General features: G+C 40.1%; 13 protein-coding genes. 5 read left to right on the forward strand and 8 right to left on the reverse strand.

The annotated features are described in order from the left end of the window. Positions 1-6: 6 nt before the first annotated feature. The 3 genes from H3302_RS11345 to H3302_RS11355 all read left to right on the forward strand — a co-directional run bounded on the left by H3302_RS11345 (position 7) and on the right by H3302_RS11355 (position 2,491). Entirely contained in the window at positions 7-453 is a 447-nt protein-coding gene (locus tag H3302_RS11345) for a carboxymuconolactone decarboxylase family protein (RefSeq protein WP_036966718.1), read from the forward strand. Beyond that, positions 446-1,216 (forward strand): AraC family transcriptional regulator, encoded by a 771-nt coding sequence (locus tag H3302_RS11350; RefSeq protein WP_182395265.1) that lies wholly within the window; start codon positions 446-448, stop codon positions 1,214-1,216. The genes H3302_RS11345 and H3302_RS11350 overlap by 8 nt, the downstream gene beginning before the upstream one ends. A 126-nt stretch (positions 1,217-1,342) precedes the next feature. Continuing rightward, the gene (locus H3302_RS11355) at positions 1,343-2,491 is read left to right on the forward strand and encodes a hypothetical protein (RefSeq protein WP_182395267.1); all 1,149 of its coding nucleotides are present in this window, start codon (positions 1,343-1,345) and stop codon (positions 2,489-2,491) included. A 57-nt stretch (positions 2,492-2,548) separates the two neighbouring features. Here H3302_RS11355 and H3302_RS11360 read toward each other — a convergent pair whose 3' ends face one another. From H3302_RS11360 to H3302_RS11370, 3 genes are all read right to left on the reverse strand, one after another. Then, positions 2,549-4,162 carry an RICIN domain-containing protein gene (locus H3302_RS11360; protein WP_182395269.1) on the reverse strand — a complete coding sequence of 538 codons (1,614 nt, stop codon included), beginning with the start codon at positions 4,160-4,162 and terminating at the stop codon, positions 2,549-2,551. A gap of 183 nt (positions 4,163-4,345) precedes the next feature. Then, positions 4,346-5,953 (reverse strand): diguanylate cyclase domain-containing protein, encoded by a 1,608-nt coding sequence (locus H3302_RS11365; RefSeq protein WP_182395281.1) that lies wholly within the window; start codon positions 5,951-5,953, stop codon positions 4,346-4,348. Between the two features lie 388 nt (positions 5,954-6,341). Further along, positions 6,342-7,472: an AraC family transcriptional regulator gene (locus tag H3302_RS11370; protein WP_259369855.1), complete on the reverse strand. Its 1,131-nt coding sequence runs from the start codon at positions 7,470-7,472 to the stop codon at positions 6,342-6,344. A 230-nt stretch (positions 7,473-7,702) separates the two neighbouring features. Between H3302_RS11370 and H3302_RS11375 the strand changes: the two genes are divergently transcribed. Then, complete coding sequence (locus tag H3302_RS11375) at positions 7,703-8,515, forward strand: DUF2306 domain-containing protein (RefSeq protein WP_182395283.1); 813 nt, start codon at positions 7,703-7,705, stop codon at positions 8,513-8,515. 55 nt (positions 8,516-8,570) lie between these two features. Here the strand turns inward: H3302_RS11375 and H3302_RS11380 are convergent, their stop codons facing one another. Next, positions 8,571-9,572 (reverse strand): family 43 glycosylhydrolase, encoded by a 1,002-nt coding sequence (locus H3302_RS11380; RefSeq protein ID WP_075593783.1) that lies wholly within the window; start codon positions 9,570-9,572, stop codon positions 8,571-8,573. A gap of 313 nt (positions 9,573-9,885) precedes the next feature. On the opposite strand from H3302_RS11380, the gene H3302_RS11385 reads away from it, so the two are divergent. Further along, positions 9,886-10,194, forward strand: coding sequence for a hypothetical protein (locus H3302_RS11385; protein ID WP_036966705.1), 309 nt, complete (start codon positions 9,886-9,888; stop codon positions 10,192-10,194). Positions 10,195-10,341: 147 nt separating this feature from the next. On the opposite strand, the gene H3302_RS11390 is transcribed toward H3302_RS11385, so the two are convergent. The 4 genes from H3302_RS11390 to H3302_RS11405 form a co-directional block, all read right to left on the reverse strand. Continuing rightward, positions 10,342-12,450, reverse strand: a complete 2,109-nt coding sequence (locus H3302_RS11390) for a TonB-dependent siderophore receptor (RefSeq protein WP_182395286.1) — start codon at positions 12,448-12,450, stop codon at positions 10,342-10,344. A 372-nt stretch (positions 12,451-12,822) separates the two neighbouring features. After that, the gene (locus H3302_RS11395) at positions 12,823-13,410 is read right to left on the reverse strand and encodes an ACP phosphodiesterase (protein WP_065978629.1); all 588 of its coding nucleotides are present in this window, start codon (positions 13,408-13,410) and stop codon (positions 12,823-12,825) included. A gap of 231 nt (positions 13,411-13,641) precedes the next feature. After that, entirely contained in the window at positions 13,642-14,388 is a 747-nt protein-coding gene (locus tag H3302_RS11400; protein WP_182395288.1) for a type II CAAX prenyl endopeptidase Rce1 family protein, read from the reverse strand. 272 nt (positions 14,389-14,660) lie between these two features. Then, a complete protein-coding gene (locus tag H3302_RS11405; RefSeq protein ID WP_182395290.1) occupies positions 14,661-15,746 on the reverse strand; it encodes a DUF4785 domain-containing protein in 1,086 nt (361 codons plus the stop codon). Positions 15,747-15,756 lie beyond the last annotated feature (10 nt).

A 15,756-nucleotide genomic window follows, 5' to 3' on the forward strand; every position in this document is an offset into this window, starting at 1 on the left:
ACCGTTATGAAACGTGCTAATTATCTTTCTTCATGCCCCGTGCTTATAAAGCACCTTATTAACCAAGAATCATTAATTAAAAATGCTGCCGAAGCGACTTTCGGCTTAACAATATGGGAGCTAATAAAACTGAGGGTATCGCAGCTTAATCAATGTGCTTTTTGTATTGCAATGCATACTAAACAAGCACGCGAGTATGGCGAATTACCTAATCGCATTATTGGTTTAAGTGCTTGGCAAGACATGCCGCTTTATACTGAGCATGAGCGCCTTGCGTTAAAACTGTGCGAAAAATTGACACAAGCACAACCAATTGATGATACTTTCTATCAAACACTGACTGACGCATTTTCAGCGCAAGGGCTTGTTGCATTAACGGTTGCCATTAATGCAATTAATAGCTGGAATCGTATAGTGAAAACATTTAAACCTGATGTCGAGTTTAATGAATAATCATTTAACACTTGAGCTCATGACGCCACAAGGTGACATAGCCGAAATTATTCAAGCTATCTGGTGTGCTTCGGCGCATTCAGAGGGTGACCAATGGCTCGCGTGCGATGGGGCAACTGGGGTTATTTTTCCTGTGGCTGGTGAGCTTTTTCTTGATGATCAGCCAGTCGCCCCACCCTATGCTTTTCAGCAAACATCGACACATGCATCAAAATTGAGTTTTTCAAAAGAGGCACGATTTTGCGGCATACGTTTTAATCCCACAATACTGCCGCAGCTGCACGCCACAACACATTCTTTAGTTAACGTTGAGTCACTCAATACAATAGCAACAGGCCTTAAAAAAGACCCAAGCCTTAGTGCTTTTGTGGCTCTTTTAAGCGAGTACTTAACCCTACCCAAAGTGATTAATCGCGGAACTGAGCACTCTAAGCACTTAATTCGTAACCTAATTAATTTAACCCCACTCGAAACCGCCTATCAGCGAGCACCACTCAGTCAAAGACAACTTGAACGACAAGTTAAAAACCAGTGCGGAGTAACACCTAAGTATTTTGAACGCATTTATCGCGTAAAAATGGCCAAACAAGCCATAAAAGATCACCCTTCTATGAGTTTTGCCGATATAGCGCAAGCGTGTGGCTTTACCGATCAGCCGCATTTTATTAAAGAGTTCAAAGCGATTATGCACATTACACCTGCCAAGTACCGAAAGCTGCTTTCAGACTCACAGAGTAAACAAACAAAACTGATCCTAAGATAGTTGCACGCACGCTTTTTTGTCTGAATGTAGGCAATAGCGGCACTGAACGATTTTATTTGCGCTGGGCTTTTATCCATAGGATAGTTAACTTAGTCTAAAAACTTGCTGTAACTTAACAGGATAACTATGAAAAACGTTTTACTTGCAACCAGCCTTATTGCCTCATCATTTACTGCGTTTGCAGCAGAGCTAACTGTTGAAGAGCTTCGTATCGAAAAAGCGACAAAAGCCATGCCAACAGTGTTAGCTGCTTTTTCGAAAGAGGTCGCGCAATTTGAAAAAGACTGGCAGGCGGTGTCGAGCTACCAGCAAGCAAGTGATCTTATAGATGATTATTCAAAACAACTTTGGCGCAATGCAAAAGCACGTATCAGCAAAACAAATAGCTTTGATGACCGCGAACTATATTGGGCACGCCTCCTTTCAAGCAAAGTGATGCGTACCAGCAAACCACAGTTTGCCATCACAGACAGCGAACAAACCGCATTATTAATCATGCTTGAAAATGGCAGCCGTGGTCGCACCGATCTTGATTACAGCAAAAAAACCGACAAAAAGATCTTAATTACCGGCTTTGATCCCTTTTTACTTGATAAAAACATTAACCAAAGTAACCCATCGGGTGTGGCAGCGCTTTTGTTAGATGGTCAAGTGATTAGCTATCAAGGTATTAGTGCCGAAATAAACACGGTAATGGTGCCGGTACGCTATGAAGACTTTGATCAAGGTATTATTGAATCATTACTTGCACCATATTATGCGCTGAATAATGTTGATATGATTGCTACGATCAGCATGGGCAGTAAAGATTTTGATCTTGAACGCTTTCCGGGTAAACGCCGTAGCGTCACTGCGCCAGACAATGCGAATATAGTGTATGGCGGTACTGCAACTGCACCAAAAATATCACACCTTCACGACCGCCCATTGCCGGGTAATGAATTTGTGACTTTCAGCCTACCTGTAGAGCATATGCAAAAAGCGAAAGGCCCATTCACAATCAACGACAATCATAAAGTGGTCACTCTTGAAAAAGCATTTGAACCACAATCACTGAAAGAGCTTGAAGGTGCAATTGCGGTTAAAGGTGGCGGTGGTGGCTACCTATCAAACGAAATTTCGTACCGGAGTATTCGCCTACGCGATGAGCTTAATTCAGACATTCCAACGGGTCATATTCATACGCCACGTATCGCACAATTTGAGCCCGAAACAGAAGCCAAAATCGTTGCACAAATAAAAGCCATGCTTGAACAGAGCTTAGTCGCACTGTAATAAACTTGCTCAGCGCATGTTAAAAACATTCACTGAGCAATAAAACGGGCTCTGAATCTATTGAGGGCCCGTTCCTCCATCTACTTGGCTGCCCAAAGTATTTGCACTGTCTAATCGATATGGGTAAAGCTGCACATCACTAAAGACCGTTGCACCACTATCACGATATTGATCTGTTGCTGAACGTCCTGTGTAAATGTTTCCTGAGGCACTAAAATATCCAGAGCCTTGATTCCAATGAGGCTTTGCTGAGTTTTCAAAATAATTGTTCTCAACAAGTACTTCAGCACCATCACTCGCACTAATTGCAAAATAAGTAATGTTTTTCCAGTAATTATTAAACATATGAACGCGTGAATTATAGCCATCTATTTTAGGGTTTCGCCCTGCTGCTGTATCCCAAAAATTGTGATGAGCAGTCACCTGAGAGTTTCTGAATAAATGAGTGTACCAATGCTGATTAGCGCAAACTTGGGTGTTATAACCATAGAAGCGATTCCAACTCAGGGTAATATTCTGACTATTATCAATATCGATATAGCCATCACTTATTTTGTTAAAGGCCATATGATCAATCCAAACATGGCTACTATCATCAATTGAAATACCATCGCCCGCTTCTACAAGTGCAGGATTAATGTTTTCGAGCATGACGTTTTTAATAATAATATTTCGTTGCTTGCTTATAACGAGGCTGGCACCCACTATTTTTGAGTTTTTACCTAAACCTTGTAACGTTTTATTAGACTGAACAATAATACGGCGTTCATTACGCGTCACATTAACCGGTGAATTTGAAGAGCTGCCCAATTCACTACAGCTTTGATTCCCAACAGGCACTCGGTACCATGTTTTACCGTAATCGTTCCATTGACCACAGTCTAAGGGACATGCCTGCACAGTTCTATTACTGGTCTGGCAGTTAATCGTCGTGTTATCAGGTATGTGGATCACCGCAGGAGATGTCGAGCTTAACGCCGTATTTAACGCGTTACAGCTTGTTACCGTAATAGGTGTTGCATTACCGCCACCCGTCGTTGTTGATAAGCCATCTTGGCCTGGTTGTGCAGCAAATCCCACTAAATTACTTGGCGTTGGTTGGCTGCCGCCGCCACTGCTGCTGCCACATGTTGCATCAACAGGGTTTATGAACCATCTTTGAGAACTGACACCTGCGTCATCATTTTGATAAACATTAGCCGCATTGCTTGACCCTGCCACAGTCAATGACTTATTCGTTAGCTTATTCGTAATATTAAATCCGCCTGATGACGATGCTTTAAGTTGCCAGCGTTGATTTGCGCCCTGCCAATCATCATAAACAATAACGTTTGCTCCATTAGACTGAGACGAATCAAGCACATCTAACACTTTATTGTTGTACTTAGAGCGGATAATCCAATAGCCATCACTCTCTTTAATAAATTGAAACTTTTGATTATTGCCCCCCCAATAGTCATACGTTATGACATTAGGTGCAGCTCCCGAATCAGTCGTATTAATATCTAACGCTAAGCCAGAGCCTCGGTTAATAACAGAATACAATTGACCCGATTCAGGCATAGCATTGCAATCTTCAGCCTGCACTGAATAACAGGATAGCGCTCCTAACAAAGCAAACCCCCACTGCAGTAGTGAAGTTTTTTTAGATTTTTGTGTCACTTTATACATAAAACAAATCCCTTCTCTAATAGTATTATTAAATTACATATTTGAGCATTAAGATTAATTCACATGTAAAAAATTAAAAACAAAAATGTATAAGCTCTGTAAACAGATGTATAAATAGGGAGAGCCTACCACTACAAAAAGGCGTGTTTTTATAATTATATTACAGCAATAAATATTATAAAATTAGCGACTTAACACACAACAATTTCGGCCTTGGGCTTTTGCCTGGTATAGCGCTTCATCAGCCTGCTTAAACAGTGTATTTGAGTCAAACTGCTGTGATACAGGTTTACTAGCAATGCCAATCGATAATGTTACAAATTTAACGTCCTTTCGCCCCTCATGCACAATGGCAGCAGACTCTATTGCTTTACGAAGTGTTTCAGCGACAGCGAGTGCTGCTTGCGCATCAGTGTTACTAAGCACAATAACAAACTCTTCGCCGCCATAACGTGCAACAAAGTCAGTTCCTCGTTTTGTAAATGCTTTTAGAACTTGAGCCACTTTACAAAGCGCTTTATCACCTTGGTCATGGCCGTAATAATCATTATAAAGTTTAAAGTGATCGATATCAGCAACGATCAACGACACGTTTTCGTTTATATTCTCAGGGTCATTCGCAAGCGTTTCTAAGTGAGTATCCAGCGCACGACGATTTGCCAAGCTTGTCATCGCATCGGTGTTGCTTATATGCCTTAACTTTTCGTGTCGCTCTATAATTTCTGCTCGCTGAGTTTCAATTAGCATAAATAGCTCATTCATCCCCCGACCTAACTGATGAAGCTCATTGTCGCCTTTATATTCTGCGCGCACAGTGAAATCTTTATGATTAAGCGCACTGCTCACCGACACAAACATTTCTGACAATGGCCGCAGTAACTGCTGATTAATATATAAATAAAACAACATAAATACCGAGCCCGATATAAGCAGCCCCGTGATCAAAGAACTGTCAAATAAACTTCTATCATAGGTGCGTTCACGCATTGGAATAGACAAAACAAATAGCAAGTTAGCGTGTTTATCTTGCACTCCTATATAAAGCTTTTTGTCATGCTCTATCGGCGTATTAACGGTATTTTCATGGCCAAAAAACGACGTGATGTACGCATTTAAAGCCTGTGCTTTTTCACCTTGGTAATACGTAATATCGTCAGCTAAGCCAGGGGTGAGGTTTTCAATAAATTCTTTATCAATAAAGCTCCACAATAATAGCGTACCAACAGGAGAACCTGTTCCATCTGATTTAGTCACGTTATAAGCAACCGTCACTGCAGGTAACTCATTAATTTTTAAAAAGTGAATTTTAGAGGTCATGGCTTTTGAATCTGCGATGATCTCTTCAGGTAAAATAATTAAATCATTGTCTAAAAGGTGTTGAGGTACTTCGAGTATGTCTGGTGAGTAAGGTTGATAATTATTATCAAAGCTTCCTCCGCCAATGATCGTCGCGTTGGTGTCGTAAAGATACCAACCATTAACGTCTAAACGCTCAAGTGCATCCGCTATTACATAATCATTGTTGAACCACGCTGTACGGCGGTTTTTGGCTGCATCGTACATGCTATCCCATGCTGCACTATCGAATACCATTTTCGATAACGCATCTATTTGCTGTTGAAGCTGAGATTCAACTCGCTGGATGTCTATCCGATCATTTTGTTTAGCCATCATTTCAAAGGTAGGCAATATCCAAAAATGCCGAATAATCGTTTGCGCACTAAGAATAGCGATGCAGGCTGCTGTAAAAGCCAGTAATAATTGCTTTCTGAGTTTTGTGCCTATCACCATAAAATAGTATGCCAAATTGTAAAAAACGAAATTAGTATTAAAAAGTATAACGCTGTTTCGTGTGTTTGCTTATCAAGTTGCAATAAATCAGTAAATTAAACGAGCTCAAACCATCAAGGTTTGACCTTGAAAAAGGGAACGTAACAATTGAAACTAGGTAATCAATCGTGGAGTTTTTTGGCCTTAAACATACAAAAACAATCGTCGTAAAGCTGTTAATACACTGCAATAGACGTAGTTAAATGCACTAAAAAGCCCTGTATGAGTGCCTTGTATGAGTGCCCTTTAGGTGAACACTTGAGGGGTATTTTTTAAATGGATACACACGTTTGCATTAAATAATTGCAAAAAAAATCAACAAAAATAAAAGGAGGAAAAACTCACTCATCTACTCAGCAAGCTCAGGTAAACTTGAATTTTGCACCTTATCATTTTGTTTTCTAAACTCATTTGGGATCACGCCCACGATGCTTTTGAACACACGATTAAACGTAGCCAAAGAAGAAAAACCACTTTCCAATGCAATACTCAAAATGCTCCAGTGCCGTGCTTCATCTTTTAGTAATAAGGCCTGAGCATGCTTAACCCGATACTGATTAATAAATAAATTAAAGTTAGCTACTTTGTAATAATGTCGAATTGCGCGACTTATTTTGTACTCTGGCACTGAAAGGGCTTGCGCAAGATCTGAAATTTTTAAGTTACTTTGTAGGTATAATTGCTGCTCATTAATCAATTGGTTTATCCCTTTAATGAGCTTTGGTGATATATCCATTTCCTCAAATGGCTCATCAACTTTAACACGATTCACTTCATCGCTTGTTTCGCTTTCAGTTTGATTACAGCAATGCGTTTTATCTCTACTTTGTAAAACCATGACAACCTGCATTGCTAACACAATTAATAAGGCAGAAGAAGTAATGATAAACGGCTCGTATGCTTTGATATCGGCTTCACTAAACAGGAATTTAGGCAGAATGCTGGCATTAAAAACGGCAAAAGCGTAACTACTAGCAAAAATAATTGCCTGTAATTTTTGGCTTTCATTTTTTTGTTTATAGCCCCTCAATGCTTCCCAAAATGACAGCACAAGAATACTGGATGACAGTAAAACTGTTATTTCATTCATGCCTTGCTTTAAACGCCACATTTGCTGGCTATCGGGGAAAGGTTGAGCGTCGATACTGACTAAGTAATGCCACGTTTGGTTGAACATAATCAGCCCTGCAATAGACACTGCAACTGCAATATGAACACCTGATATAGGCTTACTTTTACGAAATAATGTTCGTGATACTAGCCAAGAAACATTACACGTTGCACACGTAAATAACCCAATTAAATAGTGATAGACGCCAATCGTAGGAGCGCTGAGCTTTTGCACCCCCACCATACACAGCGAGCCGCAAAATATCGCAAATAAATAATGAATAAGCTGCTTATCGTTTTTTAATGCATTAACCAGCATGAGCACCATACAAACAATCACAAGGAAGTAATAGGAGGAATTATTTTGCATAGCCATTTATGCCTTTAAAAAGAGTGTGCTTATTCAATTATCGAGCGTTACACGTATCTTACAAACTAACTTTCATCTTAGCAAAAAGACTTTGTTAGTGAATGTGTCTAATTAATTCAACACACAGGAAAAAATTAACACGATTTCATTGCTCAAATTTCGAATTTGAGAAGAAATTAAGCTGCAGCCCTTTATATTTGAGGCATTATAAAAGTGAAATGGAAAGAGACATGGCTCCCCATACAACAACACACACCCCTATTAACCTACTCGAAACAAGTAAAAAACTCTGGTTTATTTGCTTACTCCTTGCACAAGTCTGCTTTGTAACTTACCTCATCCTCGGTTATGCAGTAACAGGTATTACTCATGGTTTATCACAGTGGACTCGCCTGAATAATACAGCGTACATAGCAAATGATATGACCGGTAACGTCATGTACGCTGCTCATGTTTTACTGGCTGTTATTATGATCATCGGCGGGAGTTTGCAATTAATCCCCACATTAAGAGCAAAATATAAAACATTTCACCGCTATAATGGCTATGTGTTTGTTATATTGGCGTGTTGTATTTCACTCGCAGGATTGTACTTAATTATAGTAAGGGGAACTGTTGGTAATACACTGATGCATGCGCTCACCATGTTTGGAGGCTTATTGGTCATTGTATCGAGCATATTTGCAGTAAAAACGGCTAGAGCGTGTAATATCAATGCTCATCAAATATGGGCTATTCGTTTATACCTTGCTGCTAACGGCGTGTTATTTTTTAGGCTGATGATTTTTGCATGGTTTATCGTATTTGGTTCACTGGGAATAGATACCGCCACTTTCACCGGACCAACGGTCATCTTTATTAGTTTATGCTCCTACGTGTTCCCTATTTTAATTGCCGAGTTAGTGAGATATGCAGCTAAAAAAACCTCACATACAATAATAACACTCACTTGTGCCTGCTTAATGTTACTGATATCTGCGATATTTTTGACCGGTTTATTCGGCGTAGTCCTTGCAAGCTGGTATCCCGCTATCGTTGCTTAATATAAAGACAACAAAGCCACCTAATTAGGTGGCTTTGAATTTAGCGTAATGCTCATTAATACAACGCAAATAACGGTCTGCCATTTTCGTCATAGTTAACTTCCATAACACGCGCATGTCGATTTGGATCATAGAGTGGATCTTTAACAATCTCTTCAAGCGGACGTGTATCGGTTTTTGGCACAACACTTGGTTCACCCACTGCGTGTTCGTAATCACGAGCATGGTAAATACACAGAGGTGTTTTATCGTCTTCGGCCACCGTAAAACAGTTATGACCCGGACCAAATATTCTCTTTTCAACACTTGTCTCAAGCACCGGCATACGCGTTTTTGTCCATGAATTGCGGTCTAACAGATCGCTGTTTTCATCGGCTTCCATGTAACCCATGCAGTAGCATGCACCTGTTGCACTTGCAGAAAAAGCAATGAAGATTTTACCGTTATTCTTAAGTACGGCAGGACCTTCGTTAACCCAAAAATCAACACGCTCCCAATCATAGTCAGGCGTGGTCAGCATAAACTGTGTTGTTTTTAGTTTTATTGGCGATTCCATTTCCGCTAAATACAAGTTTGATGCAGCAAATTGACCACCCGTTTTTTCTGCCCAACAGCAGTAACGCTTGCCGTTGTTTTCAAAAATTGTGGCATCTAATGAAAAATCGGTAAATGACTTATCGTCGCCATCTGCTGCTTGCATCATACCTAGCTCAACCCATTCATCATTTAATGGATCTTGGCCTTTACATTCAAGAACATAAGGACGTAATGCCCAAATATCGTCTTCTTGGCTGGCTGCAAAATAGATATACCATTTTCCATCAAGATAATGGATTTCAGGTGCCCAAATATGACGGCTCATAGGGCCGCTGTCGTGCTTGAACCAAATATCAAACGTTTCTGCGTCTTTTAACCCTTCGAGAGTCTGTGATTTTCTAAGTTCAATACGGTCGTAGGTTGGTACAGAGCCAGTAAAATAATAAAAACCATCATTGTGCTTATGTACAAACGGGTCGGCACGCTGCTCGACTAACGGGCTATTTGTTTTTAATGTCATCTTGAAACCTGATCGTTAAATTTAATTTGTATTATTTTATTACTTTTAAGTAAGAAAACAAATATAACATCATTTTTAACAAACAGTGAAAAGAATTGTCGATAAGCGACCGACCTCATAAATGATACAAGCATGACCGACTCTCGACTCTGCGCACACCTTTAACTACATAAATAGCATAGTAACGTCTTTGCTGAATAAGCAACAAACCATTAGTTGCACTTATTCTGAAAACGAATTAATCCTGCAAAATATTGTTGGCCTCGTTAAAGCTTAGGTATAATCTCTTTTTCGACTGAATTTTGGTTTTTAAATGAAAAAGCTTTCTAAAGTACAACAAAAACAACAAGCGCTTGTATTAAACGTTGCCGATGCCCTTGAAATTCAAGGCCGCGCAGAGCTTGAAGGTATGGTGCAATGCTGGTTTGATGTTGAATATCACTTATTTCCTGGCTCATTATTGCTTTGTTTTCAGTTCGAAAACCAACAAACACTCGATGCTGCAACCCCAGAATTATTAACGTGGCAAAAGCGCCTAAGTGGCGCAATGCTAAAAAAAGGCGTGATTTTAAAAGACATGCGCAGGCACTTAGTATTTACCCTTAAAGGGCCTGATGATTAATCGTTAAAATATAATACCGGTTACAAGGGGTAAGCCTATTAGTCCTTGTAAGCAGAGTAAATTCACGCCTACGATTAAATAGCAACGTGTTGCAATAATCGTAGGCGTAACTTTAGCCGTAAAGGGCTTAGCTTAGCGCCAACCTCGTTAAAAGGTATATTTTAAGCTTAATTTATAATTTATTGGCTCGCCTGGCTGAGTCCAAATAGCAGAATAAGAGTTGGCGTAATATTTTTTATCCAATAAGTTATTTACATTAAATTGTATGCTTACATCATTGTTCACATGATATTTGGCAAACATATTTACTAAAGTGTAAGAAGGTAAATAATAAGTAGGATCAATGGTTTCACCTAACCTCTCACCAACATATTGTACAGCGAGTCCAACCGTTGCATTTAAATCGACTAAGTCGTTTAAATCTCTTTTTATTTGAGCATTAGCACTGTGTTTAGGAATATTAAGTAACGGACTCCCCTTTGGCAGTTTTACCCACCAGTCAGGATTAACAGTGTCGTTTGCTGTTTTGGCATCTGTGTAGGTATAGGCAAAATCGAATGACATACTGTCTGTCATGTCACCATGTAAATCAAGCTCAACACCATCACTTGTCACTTCACCTAACGCCGTTGATACACCTGCTTGCAAGTCTGTTGTTAACATATTGCTTTTTTCAGCACTAAAGACTGTAAAACTACCACTGACACTATCGGTATTAAACTTGATACCGGCCTCGAAAGAAGCGGTTTCTTCAGGCTCAAATGCATCGCCGTTACTGTCGTAACCACTGTTGGGTCTGAAGCCTTCAGAATAACTTGTGTAGTACTGCAGGTTGTCTGAGTGGGCATACACTAAACCTACACGCGGGCTAAATGTACTTTGATCACTTTTAGACTGCTTTAGATTAATATGATTATCTATTTGCTGATCAAACCAATCAAAACGACCACCTACTTGTACTTTCCATTGCTCACTGACATCTATTTGATCTTGAATATAAATCCCATAGCTATGCTGTACTTCAGTGCTGTTATATAAAAGTGACCCTTCTGGCGCTGTTTTTCCATACACAGGGTTGTACATGTTAATGGCATAACGGGTATCTTCCAGTGTAGGACGGTATCGATACCACAGTTTATCAAAGTCGAACTTGCTGGCATCTGCGCCAATTAATAAATGGTGTGTAAAACCAGCGAGCTCAACACTCCCGCTAAGCTCTGTTCGCGCAGAAAGATACGCTGTTTGAAAGTCGCGCTGATTATGCTGCCGACTTAATGTTTCGCCATCTTTAAAATAAACTTGTCTACTGGGTGCCAGTTCGGCATCACTTGATTCACTTAAAAATTTCGAATCACTGTAACTAAAACCATTCAAAAGAGACCACTGTCCAATTTGGTGTTCAAAAGTAAGTTGATGAGAAATAGCATCGACCTCTGTTGGCTTGTCACTGGGTTCACCTAAAAAAGTCTCAATGGGTAATGAATCAATTTTTCCATCAATGGCAACAATACCGCGGTCAAAGGTTGTGCTTTGATCGACATACTCAAGTTCATAATTTAACTTTGATGTGTCTGAAATTAACCATAATATTGAAGGAGTAACCACCCTTTTACTTGACTCATGGTAGTCTCGGAAACTTTCACCATCTTCGACAGCCCCATTTATTCTAAAAGCAACGTGCTCTGAAAGCGCGTTAGTATAGTCGGCTTCTGCACGGTAATTTTGCCAGCTTCCCCCCGTTACTTTTACATAACCATGCTGTGCAAACTGTGGCTTTTTAGTAATAATATTAATTGTACCGCCAGGCTCAGAACGACCATAAAGCTCAGAACCCGGTCCTTTCATTACTTCTACGTAATCAATATTACTCGTATCACGCGTACCGCTGAAGCTTCTCCCAGATGAATAACCATTAATTAAAAAGCCTGACGGAATACTCTCATCACCGACTAATCCACGAATAGCAAAGCTTTCCCATAAACCGCCAAAATCATTTTGCTCAGCAATACTTGGGGTTAAATCAAAGATATCGGTGAGCGTGTTCACACCCGCATCATCAAGACTTTCAGTAGAAATAAATTCAACACTTTGTGGTTGTTCGTTCAGAGGAATGTCCCCACGGAACGCTTGCCTAACACCCGATACAGATATTTTCTCTATATTCGGTGACGCTGTTGTTGCATAAACAGTAGGAGTTAAAAGCGTGCTAATAGCAACTGAAAGGGCTGACAAGTGGTATCGGTTAATTATAGTCATTCTATCTCTTGGGTATAAATACAGCTTAATCGGTTAGGTTCTTACTCAAATAGTGTCAATAAAACCCATAAGATACTGCGTTGAGTGAAGGTAAACTTACAGGCAAAGGTATGTTTATGAGCATGAAAACAACAACCATTATCATTTAGATAGATAATAACTAAACATAATAAAAAGCGCCACCCCCCTTCCATATAAATATTACAAAAGTATTGAATGACTAAATTAAGGGAGGCTGTGAGGACTAACGAGTGAATTTTTAAAAACCTTGCGCACATCGCAATTTTAAAGCGACGATTAAGCAGCAGGCCATTGTTATCTAGGTATAAAGGGCTTTCGTCGTGGGGGTTGTAATTCGGTATTTATAGTTGCTTACAGCTTTTCAATCGCCTGCTGTTTAACATGTTCAACCAATTCAGGGAAGAAAGCTAAAAACACGGCGTCTAAATCATGGTAATGACGGGCAATGTCTTCAGCTGCACCCGCAAAGTTATTAGCAAAGCGAATGCGTCGTGCAATGTTATCGAGCGCAAGACCTACTCCATCGAGAGTTTCGTACTCTTTAAACCAGTCGTTTTCAGTCATGCTTTTTACAACATGCTGCATACGCAAAGGCATCATGGCGCGTCGCGCATTTAAAAGCGAATAACTCATGTGTTTAAAGTCATGCAATGGTTGGCTATTAAAACGCGACCAATGTTGAATTAAAAAATGATCAAACGCCACATCAAGTGCAACACTGGCAAAGCGTTTACGTGCAGGTGAAAAGTACTGCTTGGCCTCTTTAACGAGTGGATGCGTATCAGTAAATTTATCAACGAGGTAGTGATTTTCAAGGCCAAACTTAACGGGCTTAGGTAACTGCGCCAAATGCCTACGCCCACCAAAATCTCCCAGCAAATTGCCAAAATGCGAATCAGCTGTTGGTTTTGCTAAATAAAGATGAGCCAAGTAATTCAACGTATTCTCTAAGATAATGTGTTTATGACAGTTTAAAAGATAACAGGCTGTAGAATCTAGGGTGAAGGCTAAACGTTAAAGCCACAAAATGCGGATTAAGACTCTTTAGCGCTAAATAAATTTCACGGCTACAAAAAGCATCCCAAATCACGGTTAACCCTAAAAGAGGCTTAACCGTGAATAGTTAAAATAACGCGCCCAGCGCCTATAAACACAGTAATCTCGTTGCGGCTACACTAACTGCCCAACTAAATTCACCGAATTATGCGCCAAAATAGGAAATACAAGGCTGCCTGTACGCTCTCTTAACCACAGTAAAATAAAACCATAGGTGCTCGTTAATGCGATTCTAAAGGTAGAAAAAAACCATTCTCCCTCGCTATACATGACCCCATGCGCTAAACCAAATAGTAAAACCAACAGTAAACCAGCAACATTTATTGGCGCACCCAGCAAGTTAAAACGCGTTGATATGACTGCTAAAGAAAAACAAAACAATAATACCCCTCTAAACATAGGCTCTTCATCAAATCCGGGGATGACTGCTTGATACAGTAATGTTTCAAGATCATAGTTAGGATCGCTTCCTAAAATCAGGGTGATAACTACCTGCAAAATAATAAACAAACCCATCATCATAAACGCAGGTTCAATAGAGCCTTCATTTTGCTTAAAGGTAAAACCAGCCTCTTTAATTTTAAAGTCTTTTTTAAAGCGAATTAAAGCAAGTAATACACCCCCCCATAGGATAATGGCGGCTATTTTTCCTGACCAATTCCACCTAAGATCTGAGAACAATACGTCGAGTGGAATAATCGCTTTACCATTAAATAAGGCGAAGCAATAACAGATAAAAATGACTAATGATATGCATAACCAACGAGGGCTAATGGTCACTTTTTTAAGTAACGTTAAGAGCAAAACAATGAAAGCTATAAAGCCAATATTGGCCAATACTGCTAAATAAATACCTGGCATTCCCTTTCCTTAGTAAAATTGTCAGTCCCACATTTTTATGTCCAAATTTTATCTTAAACATAAAAGGCGCATTATTAAACAGATATTTAGCCCTTTAGTGCGAAATAAATTTCACGGCTTCAAATAACTTAAAACACTTTGATACAGCTGAAATGGCTTTAGTGATTAAGAGGTGTAATCAACTTACTTAGGGGGGTCATTTGCTTTATAGCTCAGCCTTAAGGCACAAAAAAGCCGGTTTATGCACCGGCTTACAAATTGGTTAGTTGTGTTTATTGCCCCTGTGCAAACTTTAACATTCGCGTTTGGTCGGTAAGTTCAATATCCACCAGCTCAAACGGGGCTTTAGCAGCTTTTGAAACAGAAAATGGCATCAAAAATTGATCATAATTGTCTATTTGCTTAGCCACTTCTACTGTTGCTAGTTTTACGCGTTCGCCCTTATCGCCTTTACCGGTTAAAGTGGCACGAATAGCGTAACGTCCAGAGTCAGTAACTTGCACAGGCACCCATGCTTGGTACTGGTTGTTGCCAAGTGCCGTAACTTTAGCCTTATCCATAGTAATGGTTTGCGAACTGTTCACAAACGGCATTTTTATAGAGCGTTTTACAGTTTGCCCATTTACTTTTGTTTCGACATTCGCCTCAAGCTCATAATAGCCATTTGCTGCACCGAGGGTTTCAAGCGGGTATGTGAAAACTGCCTCACCATTTTCATAGCGTACATCAAGTTGCTCGCCTTCAGGGCTGTATAAGCTAAGTTGCACCTCGTTATCTTTAACGCGCTTTTGCCCCATACTCAACTGCATGCCTACGCGCTGCTGCTGGTCGTTTACTTTAAATTGCGTTTTGGCATGTAAGGCGTTACGCGAGCCTTTTTCAATAACATGTACTAAGTAGGTGTCGTTGTCGTTAAGCGCTTGGCTTGTTTTTAACATTGCCTTAGCGTTAACTTGGCCAAGCTTAAGGCCAACACTGCCATCAGTAAAACCGGCATTTTGCATTTGCTCCCGCGCCGCAATAGCGTGCATTGGCAGCTGTTGCGCATTGGCATCACTCACTGAAAACTTATCGAGCTGCAAGTCGCGCGGTTTAAACACTTCACCGCTCTCAAAACGCGCTTTAGGGGCGATACGAATAAAATGTTCCGCTTGGTTCACAAACACCGGTACACCGCGCTTTAGCTCTTTGCCTGACACGCGTTGCCAATACTCTACGCTGTCTTTTTCAAGCATTTGTAACTGCGCTACAGACGCCGATTGAACCTCAGGAAATTGATAAACGGTTTGCTCATTTGCATTTGCCGCAGAGCTCACAAGCAGTATTGCAGCACATATTTTGCTTAAATTATTGATCATTGTCTGGCTC

The organism is Pseudoalteromonas sp. MT33b (assembly GCF_014117385.1).
GTDB lineage: Bacteria > Pseudomonadota > Gammaproteobacteria > Enterobacterales > Alteromonadaceae > Pseudoalteromonas > Pseudoalteromonas lipolytica.